We start from the raw sequence: 20,001 nt of genomic DNA on the forward strand, positions 1-20,001 counted from the left end.
TGATTATTATACCCATAGTTTCACTTAAATGACAAGGTGCTATTTTGAATAGAGCTTAAAGCCCAGCGCTCCTAAGAGGCTGGGCATGCTTTTAGCTTGGTTTCTGTTCTTTTTTGGCTGTTACAACATGAGAAATTGCTCCATCTGTTGCAATATCCACTTTAAATGAACCATTGGAATGGCGATCCGCACGAGACAATGCTTGTACGTCAATCATCTCTTGAACACCTTTTTCAGTTTCAATCACAACCTGCTCCTCGTCTGTTGCTTGAACAACTGCCACAATTCGGTGAGGGTTTGCTTTTAACTCTGTTAATACTTTTAGTCCACGTTTTGCACGACTCGCTACTTCAACTTCAGCGACATTCATTTTCTTTACGGCCCCACGCTGTGTCACAATTACTACATAGTGGGTAACATCAGGCTGTAACACATTGACTCCAACTAAGGCTTCTCCATCTTTTAGTGTGATCCCTTTCACACCGCCTGTTTTGACACCTGTAACTGGTAACTCCTCCATAGGGAAACGAATCGCATAGGCTGTATCCGTTGTGAGCATCAGCTCCACATCATCTGTTACAAATGATGCATAGATCATCGCATCACCAGCCTTGACATTCATCGTTTTAATTGGCTTTGAATAACGCGTTACCGCATAGTCTGCGAGTGGTGAGCGCTTAATTTGGCCATCTTTTGTGGCTGTGAAGACATACGTATTTGGCTGGTCAAAGGTTTCGAAGCCATAAACCGCAATAATGGATTCATCTTCCCCTGTTGGCACAATACTTGAAATATGCTGGCCGAGATCCTTCCAGCGTATATCAGGCAGCTCATGAACAGGCTGATAAATATAATTGCCTCGATTTGTGAACAGCAATAGATGGTGCTGTGTATTTAAGTTTGCTTCATACAATAAATAATCTGAATCCTTCATGGCAAAATCTTGCCCATTTGAAGCGGCATGAGAACGTGTGGATGTACGTTTAATATAACCATCCTTCGTTACTGTTACGACAACCTCTTCACTTGGCACAAGGACATCCAATGTAATTTTAATTTCTTCAATTTCTTGCTCAATCTTCGAGCGGCGAGGTTCTGTAAAGCGTTTCTTAATATCTAGCAACTCTTGTTTAATAACACGCACAAGCTTAGCCTCACTTTGCAGAATCCCCTCTAGCTTCGCAATTAACTTATTTAACTCGTCCTGTTCCTGACGTAGCTCTGTAATATCCGTATTCGTTAAACGGTATAATTGCAGGCTTACAATGGCCTCTGCCTGTACCTCTGTAAAATCAAACTTCGCTTGTAAATTAAGCTTCGCATCCTTCTTATCATTAGAAGAACGGATCGTCGCAATAACTTCATCTAAAATGGAAAGAGCTTTAATTAATCCATCTACAATATGAGAACGATCCTTTGCCTTTTGTAAATCATAAATGGAACGGTTTGTTACCACTTCTTTTTGATGGGCGATATACGCATCTAGCAATAATGGCAATGTCATCATTGTTGGACGACGATTATGGATAGCAATCATATTAAAATTATAAGCTACCTGTAAATCCGTTGTTTTAAACAAGTACTGTAAAATTCCTTGCCCAGGTACATCTTTTTTCAGCTCAATCACGACACGCAAGCCTGTACGGTCTGATTCATCTCGAATTTCCGCAATGCCTTCTAGTCTTTTATCTACACGTTGCTCATCAATTTTTTTCACAAGATTCGCTTTATTTACATCATATGGTAACTCAGTGATAACAATTTGCTCTTTACCACCCTTAATTGGTTCGACAACTGCTTGTGCACGAACAATAATTTTACCTCGACCTGTTTCATACGCCTTTTTGATACCATCTACACCTTGAATGATTCCACCAGTTGGGAAATCTGGCCCTTTAATCACCGTCATCAATTCATCTACAGTAGCATTAGGCTTTTCTAAGCGCATTAACACGGCATCCAGTACTTCATCCAAGGCATGTGGTGGAATATCTGTCGCATACCCAGCGGAAATCCCTGTAGAGCCATTGACTAAAAGGTTTGGAAAACGTGCTGGTAAAACGGTTGGTTCCATATCCTGGTCATCAAAGTTTGGCACAAACTCGACCGTTTTCTTGCCAATATCTCGTAGCATTTCAGCAGCTATAGCAGATAGTCTCGCCTCTGTATAACGCATCGCCGCTGGAGGATCGCCATCGACCGAGCCATTGTTCCCGTGCATCTCAATGAGCATATGACGTGCCTTCCAGTCCTGACTCATCCGTACCATCGCTTCATACACAGAGCTATCACCGTGCGGATGATAGTTACCAATTACGTTACCCACTGTTTTTGCGGATTTACGGAACGGCTTATCATGTGTGTTGCCTTCCGTATACATCGCATATAAAATACGGCGCTGTACTGGTTTAAGACCGTCACGTGCATCAGGCAACGCGCGGTCTTGAATAATATATTTACTATAGCGACCAAAACGGTCACCCATCACTTCTTCTAACGGTAAATCTTGAAACTTTTCTGTACTACTCATGCTTGGCCCTCCTCTTGTTGGATGAATTCATTCTCTAAAATGTTAGAATCATCCTCCATACCGAAGTCCACATTGGCTTCGATCCATTTACGACGTGGTTCTACCTTATCACCCATTAACGTCGTGACACGTCTCTCCGCACGTGCACCATCCTCAATTGTGACACGAATCAATGTCCGTGTTTCAGGGTTCATCGTTGTGTCCCATAGTTGGTCTGCATTCATCTCACCAAGACCTTTATAGCGCTGTAATATGTAACCCTTTCCAACCTTTTTGATGGCCTTTTGTAAATCGCTTTCTGTCCAAGCATATTCAATGACTTCTTTTTTCCCTGTACCTCTTGAGACTTTATAAAGCGGCGGTAGTGCGATATAGACTTTCCCAGACTCAATGAGCGGACGCATATAACGATAGAAGAATGTTAATAGCAAGACCTGAATATGTGCCCCATCTGTATCCGCATCGGTCATGATGACTACTTTATTGTAGGCAGAATCCTCCACCGCAAAATCCGTGCCAACACCAGCACCAATCGCATGGATAATCGTTGATATTTCTTCGTTTTTCATAATGTCCTGTAGCTTGGCCTTTTCTGTGTTGATTACTTTCCCGCGCAATGGCAGAATCGCTTGGAATGTACGGTCACGACCTTGTTTAGCAGAGCCACCAGCAGAATCACCCTCGACTAAATACAGCTCATTTTTTGCCGCATTACGTGACTGAGCTGGCGTTAATTTTCCAGATAGAATCGTACTACCCTTTTTGTTTTTCTTGCCATTTCGTGCATCCTCACGTGCTTTACGAGCTGCTTCACGTACTTGCTGCGCTCGAATCGCTTTACGAACAAGAGAAGCTGATAATTCTGCATTTTCCTCTAGCACATACAAAATTTGCTCAGACACTACACTATCTACTGCAGAACGAGCCTCACTTGTCCCAAGCTTGCCCTTTGTTTGTCCTTCAAATTGTAGTAAGTGCTCTGGAATACGAACAGATACAATGGCCGCTAAGCCTTCACGAATATCTGTCCCCTCAAGGTTTTTATCCTTGTCCTTTAACAAGCCAATTTTTCTTGCATATTCATTAAAGACACGCGTCAATGCTGCCTTTGCACCCGTTTCATGTGTACCACCATCTCGTGTACGAACATTATTAACAAATGATAAAATCGTTTCCGAATAACCATCGTTATACTGGAAAGCAAACTCTACTTCGATGTCATCCTGTACGCCTTCTACATATTTTACTGGATGAAGGACATCTTTTTCCTCATTCAAATACGCAACGAAAGCCTCAATGCCATTCTCATAAAAGAACACATCGCTCTTGCCTTCCTCGCGCTCATCAATTAATTCAATTTTTAAGCCCTTTAATAAAAAGGCTGATTCACGTAATCGTTCCGCTAACGTATCATAATTGAATTTTGTGACAGAGAAGATCGTTTCATCTGGTAGAAAATGAACAAGCGTTCCTGTCTGCTTGGTCTGCCCAATATTTTCAAGTGTTGTGACAGGATGTCCACCATGCTCAAAGCGTTGTCGATACTTTTTGCCATCACGATGGATTGTCACCTCTAAAAATGTTGAGAGCGCATTCACAACGGAAGAACCAACACCATGTAAACCACCACTTGTTTTATAGCCACCTTGACCAAATTTACCGCCAGCGTGTAGCACAGTAAAAATAATTTCTGGTGTCGGTTTACCCATTTTATGCATACCGGTTGGCATCCCACGGCCAAAGTCGCGTACACTCATACTTTGATCTTTATGAATTGTGACAATAATATGAGATCCAAAGCCAGCCAGTGCTTCATCCACCGCATTATCTACGATTTCATACACAAGGTGATGAAGTCCACGGCCATCCGTCGAACCGATATACATGCCAGGTCGTTTGCGTACCGCTTCTAATCCTTCTAATACTTGTATAGCGTCATCATTATAGACGCTAGGTGACTGTTTATTCGTCAAAAAAATTCCCCTCCAAAAAACAAACACATGTTCTATTTATGTTCTCATCCTAATAATAATAGCATTTCCTGTCAATAGTTAGCGACAGGTCCAATAAAATTTTAAAATTTGCTCACAGTTTTGATCATATTTATTAATAGTAAACATCTTCAACAGTTGCTTAAAATTGGTATTTAAGCAAGGCAGACTGCTTCTAGCTTCCAACATCATTTGACGCCTTGAAGCCTACATAGTTGCAAAATAAATTTGTGTTGCTTGCAAATAGTAGCACACACTACCTCGTGCCTTGCGATTAAACTGGTTAAAGTTAGACTTCTATTCTACCAAAGGAATGAGCGATTGACAAAATTGCCATTTTGCCTATATTTTTAAAAAGGTTTTATCGCTTCCTACAAATTTATGTCTAAAAGCCTAGTCCTCGCTAATAGATTCTCTTTTGTATTGAATTCAAGACTTCGAATGAAATCTCCTTCATAACATTGTAGATTAGCAAGAAAAAGTGTAAAATACTTGATACAAACTATTAGTACCAAGTGATGGACTATGAATGAAAGGAGTCCAGCTATGATCAATGGACTTATTATTTTATGTGCTTATCTAATCGGCTCTATACCTTCTGGATTATGGATAGGCAAAATTTTTTATAACACCGATATTCGTGAACACGGAAGCGGTAATCTTGGTGCGACCAATACTTTTCGAACGTTAGGGAAAAAGGCAGGTATTGTTGTTACGGTGATGGATGTCTTAAAAGGGACTGCCGCTGTCTTACTCGTGACACTTCCCGTTTTCTCTGATACTACACTCCATTCTTTATTACTGGGGCTTGTCGCCGTAATCGGTCATATGTTCCCGATCTTCGCCAACTTCCGTGGTGGGAAAGCTGTGGCAACATCAGCGGGTGTATTATTAGGCTATTCTTGGCCACTCTTTGTCCTACTATTTATTACCTTTATTGTGACATTAAAAATCACAAAAATCGTCAGCTTAACATCGATGATAGCCGCTTTAGTAGCGCTTATCTATGCAATCGTTTATTATTTTATTACAGGTGACTTTGCATTAGGCATCTTGGTAGCCTTTTTATTTACCTTTATTATTTATCGTCACCGTGCCAATATTGCACGTATTAAAAACGGCACCGAACCAAAGGTAAAATGGCTGTAGGAAGAGAGGAGCATTTGAAATGAATATTGCATTGACAGATGAAGCCCTACAATGGTTCAAACAGGAAATGGAAGTTGAACCGGGTGATACAATTCGTTTTTATGCACGTTATGGTGGCTCTAGTCCGTTTCATGAAGGCTTTTCGCTGGGAATGACACGTGAGGAACCCATTGCCATAGGTGTGCAGACAGAAATTGATGGTGTCATCTATTACATTGATGAGAAAGATCTTTGGTTCTTTAACGATCACAATTTACATGTTGATGTTGATACAAGTAAAGATGAATTACAATACGACTATCGTACATAAAGCAGTCTGTCCTTTCAAGTATTGAAAGGACAGACTGTTTTTTTATTTATTCCAAAACAAAAAGGATGTAATTTTGCCACAAATAGCTAGATTTTTCATGCCCTTTTCGTTTATCTCTCCAATAAATTGTCCACTCTATAGGTAATGAACGACCATTTGAGGAGGAAAACACACATGTCCATGTATAACAATGCCGAGACCTCCCCATCCCAGAACGATTTATTGTATACTTCCCTATCTAAAAATATCAAAATCATTCAACAGTCACTAGGGCATAGTAATGATATTATTATACGTGAAATTAGGATTGGAGAAGCTGAACCACATAGCCTTGCCATTATTTCCATTGATGGCTTATCGGATAAAACGACTATTTCTGATTCTGTTATCGATAAACTGATGGCAAATATTGAAGAAGAACAAGATATTGAAATAACGACAATTAACCAATATGTTCGGAATTCCTATTTAACGGTAGGCGATGTGACGAATATTGAGCATTTCACAACACTCTACAATGCCATTCTCAATGGTGAAACGGTTATTTTATTGGATGGCTTCGCTGAGGGGATTGTGACAAGTACAAGAAGTGCCAAGGATCGAGCTGTCACAGAGCCATCGACTGAATCCGTTATTCGCGGACCGAGGGAATCCTTTACCGAAACAATAAGGACCAATACTGCGCTTATCCGTCGCAAAATAAAAAGTCCGAATCTCTGGATAAAGTCACGTGTTATCGGAGATGTGACACAAACAGATGTAGCAGTGATGTATATAAATGGCATCGCCAGTGACAAAATTGTCGCAGAGGTATTGGCTCGATTAGATCGTATTAATATTGATGGCATTCTGGAAAGTGGCTATATTGAGGATTTTATTCAAGACTCAAAAAACTCTATGTTTCCAACCGTCTACAACTCTGAACGTCCTGATGTCATCGCAGGTGAATTATTAGATGGCAAAGTGGCGATTCTCGTTGACGGCACACCTTTTGTCTTAGTCGTACCAGCGCTATTTACATCCTTTTTACAATCAGCAGAAGATTATTATCAGCATTGGATGATTAGCTCGCTTATACGTATCCTGCGTTTCTTTGGTATCAGTCTAGCGTTAGTAGCACCATCCTTGTATGTGGCGATTACTACCTTTCACCAAGAAATGCTACCGACACCCATGTTAATTAGCATTGCTTCACAAAGGGAAGGCGTACCCTTTCCTGCAGTAGTAGAAGCGCTTATTATGGAGGTTGCCTTTGAGGTCTTAAGGGAAGCTGGACTTCGTATGCCTCGGACAATCGGTCCTGCGGTATCCATTGTAGGTACTTTAGTTATTGGACAGGCAGCAGTTGATGCAGGCGTCGTATCCGCTGTAATGGTAATTATTGTAGCCTTAACAGCGATTTGTAGCTTTCTATTCCCTGCCTATGGCTTATCGAATACGATTCGTGTACTACGTTTCCCATTAATGATTTTAGCTGCTATGTTTGGTTTATTCGGTGTAATGTTTGGCATTATGCTAATTACTCTTCATCTATGTAGCATTCGTTCATTTGGTGTACCTTATTTAAGCCCATTCGCACCGTTGGTATTACAGGATCAGAAGGATGCATTTGTGCTGTTCCCGCGTAGAAAATTACTTACACGACCTCGTTTAGTCAATCAAAAAAATATTGTTAGAGGACATAACTATATCAATGTAAAAAACAGAAAATAACAACTGGATAAATGAGGAATAGAATATGGCAAAATTAAACTGGATTTGCTTACTATGTATCCTCACTTTACTGTTAAGTGGTTGCTGGAGTAAGCGAGAATTAAATGAATTAGCCATTGTGGTAGCACTAGGCATTGACAAAATAGATGAGGAATATGAAATTACAGTTCAAATTGTCGATCCTAGTGAAGTCTCAGTGCGACAAGCTTCCACTCAACGCTCACCTGTCGTTAGCTATCATTCGAGAGGCGAAACCATCTTTGAGGCCATTCGCAAAATGACGACTATTGCAGCACGAAAACCTTATTTTGCCCACCTTCAAGTGGTTGTATTAGGGGAAGATCTCGCGAAAGAAGGCATTAGTGATGCACTTGATTTAATTGTAAGGGACCATGAATTTCGTAAGGATTTCGACGTCATTATGTCTCACGATGCAACAGCAAAGGATGTATTAAATGTACTAACACCCATTGAAAAAGTTCCTGCTAATAAAATGTTAAATTCCCTTGATGTCTCTGAGAAGGCTTGGGGCTCCACGATAGCTGTTAATATTGATGAATTAGTCAATACATTAAGCAATAAGCATAAAGGGGCGTTAATTTCTGCTATTGAAGTTCATGGCGATAAGAAATTAGGGGTAGATCAAACAAATGTGCAACGTGTTAAAACACCTGTGCTATTACGTTATACAGGTTTAGCAGTCTTTAAAGGCGATAAATATATAGGGCTACTGACTGAGAGCGAAAGCAAAAGTATTAGTTTTCTTAATGACAAAATTCAAAGTACGATAGAAATCATCGCCTGTCCTAATAAAGGGACCTTGTCTACTGAAATCACACAATCCACTACAAAGGTGAAAGGGTCATTTAAAAACGGGAAACCGAAAATCAATGTTCATATTTATGTTGAGCAGAATGTTGGAGAGGTCGAATGTGATATCGATCTTACCAAAAATAAATCGATTGATTATGTTAATAAAAAAACAGCTGAGGGTATCGAAGAACGCCTTGAAAAAACATTAGAGGTAATACAACAGCAATATGAAGTCGATGTTTTTGGATTTGGGGATGCCCTACATCGGGCAGATCCAAAGCAGTGGAAAAAAATCAAGGATGACTGGACTTCCATTTTTCCAGATTTAGCAGTGACTGTTCATGTAAAGGTAACAACCCAAGGTTCAGGTACGATGCAAAATTCATTATTAAACAAGCCAAAGGAGGAGTAAATGCAATGGTGCTAGCTATAGCTATCTTGATCATCGCGATAATCATTGCGCTTATTTTTATTCCAAAGCTAAAAAAGCAACAGGATAGAAAAGCCATTATTGTATTCTCCTTTTTGCTACTTATTGGAACGGCTTTAAATATGGGGATTGCCCTGAAAATCCATATTCCTAGCCCATTAGATTTGATTACCTTTATCTTCACACCAATTAGGGATTACATTGTGTCATTCACAAAATAGAAAGATGGACTGAGAAACGGAGGGTAGCTTAATGGAAAAAGAGATAATTAGTTCAAGACAGTTTACAATCGTTACCTTCCTCTATTCTATCGGTACAGCGATTTTAATTATTCCCGCTAGTATTACGAGTGCCGCTAAGCAAGATGCGTGGATTGCAGCCAGCATTGGAATCATCCTCAGTTTACTGGTCTTAAAATTATTTTTAACACTTGCCAATCAAACACCATCACTCAATTTTATAGAGGCAAACGAAAAAATTCTTGGACGCTTTTTTGGAAAAATCACAGCCATTTGTTTCCTCATACTTACCTTTTTATCCGCAGGAGAATTACTCTATTTTATCGGTATTTTCATGAAAACAGAAGTCATGCCAGAGACACCGACAATGGCCATTGCCTTGCTATTTAGTATTATTATTATGTATGCTGCCTATTTAGGCATTGAGACTTTTGCGCGGTCTGCTGAAATCCTCTTCCCGTTATTTGTCTTTATTTTTATTTTTTTTGTTGTTTGTATTACACCTCAGATTACGTTTGAAAATATTCAACCAGTACTCGAGGCAACAAAATCATCGATGTTTTATAGTATTATTCGTTTTATGAGTATCTTTTCCTTTCCATTAATTGTGTTATTAATGCTCTATCCTGCTGGGGTTAATGTACAGCAATCCGCGCAGAAAGGCTTTTATATTGGAACCATCATGGGAGGATTTGTCTTAGTTACATTAATTGTACTATCGATTCTTGTACTGGGCCCTGAAAATACGGCTTCTAGAACCTTTCCAAGCTATGCCTTAGCACAAAGAATATCTATAGGAGATTTTTTACAGCGCATCGAAATCATCATGGCCTTTATGTGGATCTCGTCCATTTATATTCGTACTTTTATGTATTTCTATACGACGGTTGTCGGTCTTGCCCAGATTTTAAAAATCAAGGATCATCGGCCTCTCATCTTACCTATGGGTCTAATTGTCATGGGACTCTCCCAAATTGTTCATCCAAACATTGTCCATTCAAACAATTATAATAATGAAATTTGGCCAATCTTTTCCTTTATTTTCACCATTTTATTACCCATACTTTTGCTGATTGTAGCAGTCATTCGAAACCGCAAGTCCAAGGCTCAAAATAACGAAACACCTCAGCAGGAAACAAAAAATGACAATCAAAAAGTCTAATTTCTTCTACGTTAGAAAAGAAATTAGACTTTTTATTAATTAAATATGATATTCGATTTCATCTACAAAATCCCATTCATATGGTGTTTCTTGGTAAACATAGTAGTTCAACCAGTTAGAGAATAATAAATGGGTATGGGCACGCCATGTATTCATCGGCACTTGTGTTGGATCGTCATTCGGGAAGTAGTTTACAGGAACGGCGATATCTATGCCCTTCGCCACATCGCGACTGTATTCATCGGCTAATGTTGTCGCATCATACTCTAGATGCCCCGTAATCATAATATTTTTATTATCTTTTGATTGTACAATAAATACCCCTGCATCCTCTGAGTAAGATAATAGTCGTAGATCGGGATGATTGCGAACCTCGTCAATCGAAACAGATGTATAGCGAGAGTGCGGCGCAGTAAATAAATCACTAAAGCCTCGTACCAAATCCACTGTTAAATCTGTAATCACATGGGAATAGACGCCTGAGCATTTAGCAGAAAGCTCGACCTTCCCAATGCCATAATGGTGATACAATGCAGCCTGTGCCCCCCAACATATATGTAGCACGGATGTCACATTCTTTTTAGACCAATCCATAATTTCTGAAATTTCCTGCCAATAGTTAACCTCTTCAAAAGCCATTTTCTCTACTGGCGCACCAGTAATTATCATACCATCATAGCGTCGATGACGAATCTGGTTAAACGTTGTGTAAAATAGCTGCAAATGGGATTTACTCACATTTTTCGACTCATGTGTGGCCGTATTTAAAAAGGTAATATTCACCTGTAATGGTGTATTTCCTAATAAACGTAGTAATTGGAGCTCTGTTTTTTCTTTTTCAGGCATTAAATTTAAAATTAATATATTTAATGGACGGATTTGCTGTGTTTTCGCACGATCTTCTTCCATGACGAAGATTTTTTCCTCACGTAAATGTTCTCCAGCTGGTAAATTTTTCGGAATATTAATTGGCATCTTGCTTTCCCCTCTCTATAATCACTCTCTTTTAGCAAATCTTGCTTGCGTAGAATGCAATGAAATTAAAAAATCCTCCTCATTCCATACGAGATAGAATGAGAAGGATTTTTTTCACGTCCACTCTTATCTCTCAAAGGAAAAAATCCTTTGCTGGAATTAGCACCTTTCTAACGATTGTTAGAGGTTGCTGAAGCGTCATCGGGCCAAATCCCTCAGCTTCTCTTGATAAGATTATTTAATTATCTTGAATTGTAACACGAACTAGTTAGAATATCAATAATTCATAGAATATTTTGTGATTCACGCGCATGTTTCTTGGTCATTTGATGTACACTAAGCTTGCTATCTGTGGGGTTTCTACATTTAAAATTTATGGTAAACATGCCGTAATTATGTTACCATATACTTTTAGTAAGAGAGAGGAACGTGAATAGTTTGATTAAAATTGAATTTCCAAAACCAGATCTAGTAATCCGTCAACGTGAACAAGATTTAAAACCAGGTGATGTGCCAATCACACCTTACTTCGGTTTTATTGACTTCCATAAAATCACACGTGATAAAGGCGGCATTTTCTTATTCTATAATGATAAGAATGAGCTATTGTTTGTTGGGAAAGCACGTAAAATTCGTCAACGTATTAAAAAACATTTCGAGGATAATGTTTCTCCGATGAAAAACCATCGTGATGAAGTGTTCAAAATTGAAGTCTATGAAGTAGAAGATCCAATGGAACGTGAAATTTACGAAACATACGCGATTAATACTTTCCGCTCTAAATATAACGTAGACAAAGTCTTTTATTAGACATCTCATAAAGAAACCGAAATCTCATCTAAAGATTTCGGTTTCTTTTATCACATAATGGTCATACGATCAATGGGCGTACTCTGACCGTTTATTCGCAAATCAATGGTATCAAGCTCAGGATTCTTGACGGTGATTTGAAAAACATAGGGCTGAGCCTCTTTCCTTTGCTCGCTGCCTTCTTCTAACTGGATGATAAGCCTATTTCCCTCAGCTGTAATACTTACCAATACATTCCCTTTTGAATAATAAACAAGGTAATATGGAGCATCATTTTCATGTAATAGTTGTATTCTGTCATTAGAAACAATATTTTTTTGGACATTATCTGGGACAACCGTTAGCTCATGAATCGTTGGTGGATTGGTTGGTGGTGTAGCATTACAGGCTCCTAGCATTAGTAAGCTCATTAAACCTAGCAACACGAATTTTTTCAAGTTACTCCCCTTCCCTTATACGACTATTCTAAGAAAAAAGCTTTACGCTCCTTAGCAATCCAGTCTTCTAACTCCTGATCATCACGTTTTACTAATCGATTGATGAGCACATCATGCCATATATAATCCTCTAACAAATAAATATGAACGGGATCATTGGTGATAAAGGCCGTCTCTTGCGTAGATGGAGAATGACCATAAATCATTTCCTGACCATCTATCGATAAGATAAACCAATGCGGTGTAGATGCTTTTTTTGTATAATGTGTGGCTCTATGCTGGTCAATTGAGGCGAGATGCTCTCCTACATACAACGTAATGCCATGAACAGGAACATGCAGCGCCACCTCTTGCAAATCTTCACGTAAGGCATCATACATATCTTCCCACATCGACAGCATCACTTTTTTCTTCGCCTTCTTTAGAAGTGACTGACAATAGTTGATAATGGATTCCTTGCCCTTCAGCATGACCACTTTAGGCTCAGCTTCCTGTACTTTTTCCTCTAATTTCTCTAATTTCCCGCTTATAGACGTAAAATTCGACTCCCAGCGCTGTTGCATTTGCTGTAAGAACACAGACACAGGCATTGCCGAATAGGTCGTTTGTTCTGCGGTCTCTTCTTTTAACACGATGCCCTTTTCTACAAGGATATTTAAAATATCATACACTCTTGCACGTGGTATGCCAGAATTTTTACTTACCTGATAGGCACTGACATGACTTTGCTGAACAAGTGCCGTATAGGCCTTCGCTTCATATTCTGTAAAACCCATTTCTTTCAGCTGGGTGATTAATTCCTCCATGTAATCCCTCCATTATCTTTATTATAGGCTACCAATGTGAAGATTTGCCAATGAAAAAATGGGGTTTACAGCGCAAATAAAATTAGTTACTATTTCAGTAGTAACTAATTATAAAGAGGTGTCATATGTTGTTTGAAATCGATGTACATATTCTCATACTATTAATTTCTTTTGGATTTCTGGCGGCTTTTGTTGACTCAGTAGTGGGAGGGGGCGGTTTAATTTCACTACCAGCCTTACTATTTGTTGGGCTCAATCCAGCTGCTGCGGTTGCCACGAACAAACTAGCAGGAGCTATGGGCTCGCTCACTTCCTCTATTTCTTTCTATCGTTCTGGCCAGCTGGACATTCGCTCTGTCCTCAAATATTTTCCACTAGCATTTATCGGATCATTATGTGGTGCTTGGACTGTGCATCTGATTAATCCAGCATTACTAAAGCCATTAATGCTTGTTATGCTGGCGGCTGTTGGGGTATATACGATCTTTAAAAAGGATTGGGGTGCCGTCTCTACCGTAAAAAATCTATCTAAAAAACATTTGTTTTTATTTATGCTGCTATTATTTGCTATTGGTTTTTATGATGGATTTCTTGGTCCTGGGACAGGGTCGTTTTTAATCTTTAGCTTCTTATTGGTAGGCTTCGATTTTTTAAAGGCGGCTGGTAATGCGAAGTTTTTAAATTTGGCGAGTAATGTGGCTGGTGTTTGTATGTTTGCTTACTTAGGTCAAATTCATTATGTTTATGGTCTAGTCATGGGCATTGCGCAAATTGGTGGGGCTATGCTTGGCTCACGGATGGCAATCAAGAAAGGAAGTGGCTTTGTCCGCACGCTATTTATTGTCGTTACAATGACATTACTTGCGAAAAATGCCTATGATTTTATGATGCATTAAAATAAACGCCACAGAATTTGAAATCTGTGGCGTTTTGGCGTTAAATCATAAGCTTTTCGTTTTTAAATTTATGACTAGTGGACAAACTGACAATCACAAAAATAAAGAAGGATGCGACAATTGGTATCGTGACTGTATGCATACCAAAGACAGAAGGATAAAACCGATCAATCATAATATACAACAACATGCCTGAAATCATTGACGCAATCGCTCCGTATTTATTCGCTTTTTTCCAATACAATCCTAAAACGACTGTCCAAATAAAGACAGCCTCTAGTCCACCGAAGGCAAATAAGTTCAACCACACTAATAAATCAGGTGGATTGAGTGCAAAGATGACAACGGCTAGGCCAATGACTGTTGTTACAATAAAGCTTGCACGCTTTATCTCTGCATCACTAGCTTTCGGCTTCATATAATTTAAATAGATGTCTTTGACAACTGTAGAGCTGACAAGCATTAGTAAAGCATTAACCGTAGACATTGTCGCAGCCATTGGTGCAGCTAAAACGATTCCTGCTAAAAATGGCGGTAATACCTTCAATGTCAGGAGCGGCATGACTTTATCACCAATCTCAATGCCCGGTAAGACAGGTCGGGCTAACACCCCAATTAAATGCATGCCAAACATGATTGTCCCTATGGCAATCGTGCCAATAAGAATCGCTTGATGCATACTTTTGGAATCCTTATAGCTCATCGCACGAACCGCAATTTGCGGAAGTCCTACAACCCCTACACCAATGAGAATCCAAAATGTTGAGACATACAGAGGCGTTAAATCTCCTTGTGCGCCAAATGGTGACACAAAGTCAGGATTTTCAGCGACCAGTGAGGCCATTATATTGTCGATGCCTCCACCTGCCACAATGGTGCCGATTAATAAAATAATTGTACCAATCACCATAATTGAACCTTGGACCGTATCTGTAAGTGCAACCGCACGGAAGCCTCCGATAATCACATATACTAACACGGAAATCGCAAAAATAAACAGTGCTGCTGTGTAGCTTAAGCCAGTTAATGACTCAATTAAGCGTGCACCCCCAACCCATTGAGCCATCATAGCCGAAAATAAGAAAACAATGATGCTAATGGCTGATAAAATAACAATGACATGGCTTTTGTAGCGTTCACGTAAAAAGTCGATTAACGTAATGGCCTGGTAACGACGAGCAATAATGGCGAATTTTTTCCCTAAAATCATGAGTACAAAATAACCTGCTGGTAGCTGAGCCATTGCCAGTAATACCCACCCAAGTCCTTTTGTATAGGCTACACCCGGTCCTCCGATAAAACTACTCGCACTGCCATATGTAGCAATCATCGTCATTGCAAGGATAAAACCACCCATTTCACGACCACCTAGGAAATACTCCTGCAGGAATGAATTAGAGGAGCGGACATGCTTATTGGCCCAAATACCGATTCCAAAAATAATAATTAAAAATAATAGCAATGGAAATACAACTTGCCAATGCATTAGCGATCCACCTCCTCATCATCGAATGGTACCTCTTTGAAAAAGAGTTTCATCACAATCCAGATAAGAAGGATCATAAAGCCTGTCCCAGCGATACAGCTATAGAAAAACCAGGCAGGAAAACCAAATACATACGTATAATTTCTTGGATCTCCTGAACCTAATCCATAGGCAAAGCCAAACCAAATCGCAAAGTTGACAAGGACGAGTCCAATTCCGATAAGCGCCTCTCGATGCGCTATTTTAAAGCGTTGATCTTTCACATGTAATCCCCCTAACCTACTCTATTTTACTGATATGTCGCTCTGATGGGAAGAGATGTGAGTAAATAAGGATAAGTTATATGGAAATGATTTTGTTATACTAAGTAAAAAGGTAAGGAGAAGAAAGTTGCTTGATCCTGACGTTTTTCACACAAACCTAACTATCCCTCACAATTATGTAGACATCTACAACAAACTGATAATGGAGATAAGTAAAAACCTTCGTCCATCTAGTTAGACGAAGGTTAGTTAGTTTATAATGGTCGCTTTTCCCAAGGCTGCAGCGTCCCGACGATATGGATAGGTTGATCCTGTTGAATAGCAGCAACGACACCTTGCGATATTTCCTCATGCGTAAGCCATCTCGCATGACCTTCTTCCATCATAAAACCTAGCTGGATTTGCCTGTATTGCGAACGAGCAGGGAGCTTCAATTTCTCTTGGACTTCACTTAAATTCGCCTTACTCCCCAACACATGAAACAGTTTCCATTCCCCATTATTCTCTATTGAAATTACATTGGAGATGTTCTCTAATGTAGTGTCCGCATAGGAATGAATCCAAGCAACGACCAATTCAATGGGCCCGTTATGCTCGAGCGTTTCTTCTAGCTTCTCTTTTAATAAGGCTATATTACAATAATCAACTAAAATCGGCGTTAGAAGGGCAGGTTTGGTTGTTCTATTTCGCAAATCTTCCATTCGATGGGCACTACGTCCAATTACTGAGACATGGTAGCCATCATTCACTAACCAAAGGGATGTGTCAGCCAACATCCCTGTTCCACCAATAACTAATGCGTGGGCCATTTATGTGTCCCTCTCTTATTTCGGATTTAGAAAGACGTGCGTTTCTTCCTTCTCATCATACTTAACAGATAGATGAGTCAACAAGCCTATACAATGCCTTTTTATCGATTTTACCAACGCTTGTTTTCGGTAGTTCGTCTAAGAAAATCATTTGTTTTGGAATCTTATAACGTCCTAATTGTTGATGACATAGCTCATTAAGATCATCTAATAGAGAGGCTACTTGGTGGGGACAAACAATAAAAGCTGTCACGATCTCACCCCAATAGTCATCACCTACACCAATCACGGCCACCTCCCGCACATCTGGATGCCGTAGTAGACATTGTTCTACTTCCTGAGGATAGATATTTTCACCACCTGAAATTATCATTTCTTTTCTACGCCCAACAATATAAAAATCGCCTTCCGCATCCATCATCGCTAAATCCCCTGTTTTCAACCAGCCATCTTGCAGGATATTGGCAGTTTCTTGCTTCTTATTCCAGTAAAAGCGAAACATATGCTTCCCTCTTACCAATAGCTCTCCTACTTCTCCAGGTGCACAACTTTTTCCTGTATGACTGATGATTTTAGCTTCATTGAATTGCATGCTTTTCCCGACAGCCCCCTTTTTTGCATAGGCACGCTCTCGGTCAATATAAAAATTATTGGGTCCTGCTTCTGTTAAACCATATCCCTCTTTAAAAAATAATCCCTTATTATAAAAAGCATCGTAAATAGGATGAGGGCACGGGGCACCTCCAGATAAAAATACCTTCATGGAAGGAAATTGATTTTCCTGAAAATACTTCGTAGCAATCATTGCTTGATACATTGTTGGCACAAAAAGAGAAATTGTCGTTTGATATTGGTTCGTTGCTTGTAGTGCCTCTTCTGCATCAAATTTATCGCCAATAATGACGGTTCCTCCCGCCATCAGTAAGGGAATGCATAAAGCATTTAAGCCACCAGTATGAAACATCGGCATATAATTTAATGTCCGATCTTGAGCATGTAAACCCCAGCTAATAATAGTATTCATGGCATTCCAATTGACCGACTGAAAGGATAACACTACTCCCTTTGGCTGACCCGTCGTGCCTCCTGTATAAATCATTAACCATGGATCATCCACATCCACGTCTTGCCTACTTGGTTGTATCTCCTTCTCATGCTGGCTAACATGAAGTGAAAACATTTTTTCTAAAACTAAGGGACAATGACTATCCTCTTCGTATAATAGGATAGCAGGAGTCGCATCCTCCAAAATTTGTGTTAGCTCCTCCTTGCTTAAGCGCCAATTTAAAGGTACATAAATGAGCCCACGTAGCCCACAGGCAAATAAAACAGCAAACAATTGGATATGATTTCTCGCAAAAACAGCGACTCTACTTCCCTTTTGTAGCTGCTGCCGTTCGAAAAATTGACTCCATTTGCCGATTTCCTCAGATAATTGCTGGTAGGTCCATTGTTCCTTTGATGTTAAATTAATTAAGGCGATGTGGTGAGGTGTTAAAGCTGCACGTTTTAAAATCCATTCTTGCTCAACAAACATCTTGACTACCCCCTATCACATCATAATTGCGCCATCCACATGCAGAGTATGCCCATGAACATAGGAGGCCTCATCAGATGCTAAAAATAAATAGGCATTGGCAATATCACGTGGTGTCCCTAGGCGTTGTAGGGGGACGATTGATCGCATTTGAGCCAAAATATTTTCAGGCATTTTTTTGACCATATCTGTTTCTGTAAAGCCAGGTGCCACTGCATTAACATTAATCCCCTTACGCCCTAATTCCTTCGCCCATGTTTTTGTCATACCTACAATCGCTGCTTTTGTCGCTGCATAATTGGTTTGACCAACATTGCCATATACTCCACTAACTGAGGATGTATTTATAATTTTGCCTCCACCTGCTGCCACCATATAGGGAATGACCTCCTGTGTACAATGAAAGACTCCTGTCAAATTGACATCTAGCACCTGCTGAAATTGATCCTCCGTCATTTTTGTCAGCATGGCGTCTCGTGTAATCCCCGCATTATTCACTAAAATATCAATGCGTCCTGCCTGTTCGATCACTGCCTTCACCAGCTGTTTAACGCTCTCTCTACTTGCAACATCTACTTGTATAAATACAGCATTTTCACCTAGTTGTTGTGCTGCAAGATTGCCTGCTTTGTCATCAAAATCGGCGATAAACACCGATGCCCCCTCCTCGATAAAACGCTCAGCAGCCGCATAGCCAATACCATTTGCAGCGCCTGTAATGATAGCCACTTTATTGTTCAAACGCATACTGTCTTCCTCCAATTTCTAAAAAGGCTTCAATTTCAGCTGTTAATTGTGCTAAATCATCGATCAACGGTGAATGCCCACAATCTTTTAGGCTTACAAACTGTGCTGTTTTGCCTAAATCATGTAATAACTCTGCATTCATTTCCTCTGTAATCACCAAATCACGATCCCCTCGTAGCACTAAAATTGGGATATGAAGCAACATGGCCTCCCGAGAGCCTTTTACCACATCATTGTCAACAGCACTTATATTAAATGTATTGAGCGCATGATATACTTCTGCTAAATTGCGCTGTGTAAGCATATCCTCTACATATTCTTGATATTTTCCCTCGTTTGGTCGATGGTGCGTATAAATTAATGCATTCCATATAGACTGTAAGCCTTCCGCATTTTTTGCATCGTAGAAGCCTTGAATAAGCTTTGTTTTGGATGTATCCACCAATACCTCCTCATAATGATAGGCTCGCTTAAAGGAGGCTGGATTGCCTGTTCCTAAATCCGTGTAAAATGGATAGCCACGTGTAGAAGCAGACGCAAGTAAAATCAGTCGTTGACAGTGTCCTGGATAATTTGCTGCAAACTGCATACAGACAGCTCCACCTGTTGACCAGCCAATCATATCAAAGCTTTGCAGTTGCAGTGCATCCACAAATAGCTTGACATCATCACTAAAATCTTTAATCGCAGTGATTGGCTTAAGATAGGATGATTCACCAAAACCACGTAAATCTAGCGCGTAAATGGTATATTTCTCGTCTAAAGCATCCATCAGAATATCCCAATGCTTAGAAGATGTCATATTGCCATGTACCAACACTAAAGGATGACCTCCACCTGATCGCTTGCGATAGGCCATTGTTTCTCCATTTGCTAGTTGAATCGTTTTTACCATGCC

19 protein-coding genes and 1 riboswitch are annotated in these 20,001 nt (G+C 39.8%); of the genes, 8 read left to right on the forward strand and 11 right to left on the reverse strand.

Translation table 11 applies throughout. The features are described 5' to 3' along the window. Positions 1-91: 91 nt before the first annotated feature. Positions 92-2,530 (reverse strand): DNA topoisomerase IV subunit A, encoded by a 2,439-nt coding sequence (parC, locus tag MHB39_RS12345; protein ID WP_342543891.1) that lies wholly within the window; start codon positions 2,528-2,530, stop codon positions 92-94. Then, a complete protein-coding gene (gene parE, locus MHB39_RS12350) occupies positions 2,527-4,503 on the reverse strand; it encodes a DNA topoisomerase IV subunit B (protein WP_016993902.1) in 1,977 nt (658 codons plus the stop codon). The genes parC and parE overlap by 4 nt, the downstream gene beginning before the upstream one ends. A 564-nt stretch (positions 4,504-5,067) precedes the next feature. Here parE and plsY point away from each other — a divergent pair. From plsY to MHB39_RS12380, 6 genes are all read left to right on the forward strand, one after another. Next, entirely contained in the window at positions 5,068-5,670 is a 603-nt protein-coding gene (gene plsY / locus MHB39_RS12355) for a glycerol-3-phosphate 1-O-acyltransferase PlsY (protein ID WP_016993903.1), read from the forward strand. Positions 5,671-5,689: 19 nt separating this feature from the next. Next, the gene (locus MHB39_RS12360; RefSeq protein ID WP_016993904.1) at positions 5,690-5,980 is read left to right on the forward strand and encodes a HesB/YadR/YfhF family protein; all 291 of its coding nucleotides are present in this window, start codon (positions 5,690-5,692) and stop codon (positions 5,978-5,980) included. Positions 5,981-6,154: 174 nt separating this feature from the next. Continuing rightward, complete coding sequence (locus MHB39_RS12365) at positions 6,155-7,693, forward strand: spore germination protein (RefSeq protein WP_342543894.1); 1,539 nt, start codon at positions 6,155-6,157, stop codon at positions 7,691-7,693. A gap of 25 nt (positions 7,694-7,718) precedes the next feature. Beyond that, positions 7,719-8,918 carry a Ger(x)C family spore germination protein gene (locus MHB39_RS12370; protein WP_342543895.1) on the forward strand — a complete coding sequence of 400 codons (1,200 nt, stop codon included), beginning with the start codon at positions 7,719-7,721 and terminating at the stop codon, positions 8,916-8,918. Positions 8,919-8,923: 5 nt separating this feature from the next. Beyond that, entirely contained in the window at positions 8,924-9,157 is a 234-nt protein-coding gene (locus tag MHB39_RS12375; protein WP_342543897.1) for a hypothetical protein, read from the forward strand. Positions 9,158-9,188: 31 nt separating this feature from the next. Next, positions 9,189-10,337 carry an endospore germination permease gene (locus tag MHB39_RS12380; RefSeq protein WP_342543898.1) on the forward strand — a complete coding sequence of 383 codons (1,149 nt, stop codon included), beginning with the start codon at positions 9,189-9,191 and terminating at the stop codon, positions 10,335-10,337. Positions 10,338-10,376: 39 nt separating this feature from the next. Here MHB39_RS12380 and metA read toward each other — a convergent pair whose 3' ends face one another. Then, positions 10,377-11,312, reverse strand: coding sequence for a homoserine O-succinyltransferase (gene metA / locus MHB39_RS12385; protein ID WP_004227915.1), 936 nt, complete (start codon positions 11,310-11,312; stop codon positions 10,377-10,379). A gap of 123 nt (positions 11,313-11,435) precedes the next feature. Beyond that, positions 11,436-11,547: riboswitch (SAM riboswitch) on the reverse strand. A 203-nt stretch (positions 11,548-11,750) separates the two neighbouring features. On the opposite strand from metA, the gene MHB39_RS12390 reads away from it, so the two are divergent. Continuing rightward, positions 11,751-12,122, forward strand: coding sequence for a nucleotide excision repair endonuclease (locus MHB39_RS12390; RefSeq protein ID WP_004227912.1), 372 nt, complete (start codon positions 11,751-11,753; stop codon positions 12,120-12,122). A 50-nt stretch (positions 12,123-12,172) separates the two neighbouring features. Here the strand turns inward: MHB39_RS12390 and MHB39_RS12395 are convergent, their stop codons facing one another. Together MHB39_RS12395 and MHB39_RS12400 are read right to left on the reverse strand one after the other, a co-directional pair. Next, positions 12,173-12,559 carry a hypothetical protein gene (locus tag MHB39_RS12395; RefSeq protein WP_342543900.1) on the reverse strand — a complete coding sequence of 129 codons (387 nt, stop codon included), beginning with the start codon at positions 12,557-12,559 and terminating at the stop codon, positions 12,173-12,175. A 23-nt stretch (positions 12,560-12,582) separates the two neighbouring features. After that, positions 12,583-13,365 (reverse strand): TrmB family transcriptional regulator, encoded by a 783-nt coding sequence (locus MHB39_RS12400; RefSeq protein ID WP_054550238.1) that lies wholly within the window; start codon positions 13,363-13,365, stop codon positions 12,583-12,585. A gap of 125 nt (positions 13,366-13,490) precedes the next feature. On the opposite strand from MHB39_RS12400, the gene MHB39_RS12405 reads away from it, so the two are divergent. Continuing rightward, positions 13,491-14,261, forward strand: a complete 771-nt coding sequence (locus MHB39_RS12405; RefSeq protein WP_048393079.1) for a TSUP family transporter — start codon at positions 13,491-13,493, stop codon at positions 14,259-14,261. A 40-nt stretch (positions 14,262-14,301) separates the two neighbouring features. Here MHB39_RS12405 and panF read toward each other — a convergent pair whose 3' ends face one another. From panF to MHB39_RS12435, 6 genes are all read right to left on the reverse strand, one after another. Further along, the gene (panF, locus tag MHB39_RS12410) at positions 14,302-15,747 is read right to left on the reverse strand and encodes a sodium/pantothenate symporter (RefSeq protein WP_048393080.1); all 1,446 of its coding nucleotides are present in this window, start codon (positions 15,745-15,747) and stop codon (positions 14,302-14,304) included. Then, complete coding sequence (locus MHB39_RS12415) at positions 15,747-16,010, reverse strand: YhdT family protein (protein ID WP_004227902.1); 264 nt, start codon at positions 16,008-16,010, stop codon at positions 15,747-15,749. Before MHB39_RS12415 ends, panF begins: the two co-directional genes overlap by 1 nt. Positions 16,011-16,264: 254 nt before the next feature. Beyond that, positions 16,265-16,819 carry a short-chain dehydrogenase gene (locus MHB39_RS12420; RefSeq protein ID WP_054550239.1) on the reverse strand — a complete coding sequence of 185 codons (555 nt, stop codon included), beginning with the start codon at positions 16,817-16,819 and terminating at the stop codon, positions 16,265-16,267. Between the two features lie 61 nt (positions 16,820-16,880). Then, positions 16,881-18,356, reverse strand: a complete 1,476-nt coding sequence (locus tag MHB39_RS12425) for an AMP-binding protein (RefSeq protein WP_342543906.1) — start codon at positions 18,354-18,356, stop codon at positions 16,881-16,883. A 15-nt stretch (positions 18,357-18,371) separates the two neighbouring features. Next, positions 18,372-19,103, reverse strand: a complete 732-nt coding sequence (gene fabG / locus MHB39_RS12430) for a 3-oxoacyl-ACP reductase FabG (protein ID WP_342543908.1) — start codon at positions 19,101-19,103, stop codon at positions 18,372-18,374. Next, a complete protein-coding gene (locus tag MHB39_RS12435; RefSeq protein ID WP_036079304.1) occupies positions 19,087-19,998 on the reverse strand; it encodes an alpha/beta hydrolase in 912 nt (303 codons plus the stop codon). Before MHB39_RS12435 ends, fabG begins: the two co-directional genes overlap by 17 nt. Between the last annotated feature and the right edge of the window lie 3 nt (positions 19,999-20,001).

The sequence above is a fragment of the Lysinibacillus sp. FSL K6-4013 genome (assembly GCF_038630435.1).
GTDB classification, from domain to species: Bacteria; Bacillota; Bacilli; order Bacillales_A; family Planococcaceae; genus Lysinibacillus; species Lysinibacillus boronitolerans.

Coding starts and splice junctions, on each gene's coding strand:
- MHB39_RS12435 (WP_036079304.1), bottom strand. CDS start 19,998: ATGGTAAAAACGATTCAACTAGCAAATGGAGAAACAATGGCCTATCGC.
- plsY (WP_016993903.1), top strand. CDS start 5,068: ATGATCAATGGACTTATTATTTTATGTGCTTATCTAATCGGCTCTATA.
- panF (WP_048393080.1), bottom strand. CDS start 15,747: ATGCATTGGCAAGTTGTATTTCCATTGCTATTATTTTTAATTATTATT.
- MHB39_RS12360 (WP_016993904.1), top strand. CDS start 5,690: ATGAATATTGCATTGACAGATGAAGCCCTACAATGGTTCAAACAGGAA.
- MHB39_RS12425 (WP_342543906.1), bottom strand. CDS start 18,356: ATGTTTGTTGAGCAAGAATGGATTTTAAAACGTGCAGCTTTAACACCT.
- MHB39_RS12420 (WP_054550239.1), bottom strand. CDS start 16,819: ATGGCCCACGCATTAGTTATTGGTGGAACAGGGATGTTGGCTGACACA.
- parC (WP_342543891.1), bottom strand. CDS start 2,530: ATGAGTAGTACAGAAAAGTTTCAAGATTTACCGTTAGAAGAAGTGATG.
- MHB39_RS12380 (WP_342543898.1), top strand. CDS start 9,189: ATGGAAAAAGAGATAATTAGTTCAAGACAGTTTACAATCGTTACCTTC.
- MHB39_RS12405 (WP_048393079.1), top strand. CDS start 13,491: ATGTTGTTTGAAATCGATGTACATATTCTCATACTATTAATTTCTTTT.
- MHB39_RS12370 (WP_342543895.1), top strand. CDS start 7,719: ATGGCAAAATTAAACTGGATTTGCTTACTATGTATCCTCACTTTACTG.
- MHB39_RS12400 (WP_054550238.1), bottom strand. CDS start 13,365: ATGGAGGAATTAATCACCCAGCTGAAAGAAATGGGTTTTACAGAATAT.
- MHB39_RS12375 (WP_342543897.1), top strand. CDS start 8,924: ATGGTGCTAGCTATAGCTATCTTGATCATCGCGATAATCATTGCGCTT.
- MHB39_RS12365 (WP_342543894.1), top strand. CDS start 6,155: ATGTCCATGTATAACAATGCCGAGACCTCCCCATCCCAGAACGATTTA.
- metA (WP_004227915.1), bottom strand. CDS start 11,312: ATGCCAATTAATATTCCGAAAAATTTACCAGCTGGAGAACATTTACGT.
- fabG (WP_342543908.1), bottom strand. CDS start 19,103: ATGCGTTTGAACAATAAAGTGGCTATCATTACAGGCGCTGCAAATGGT.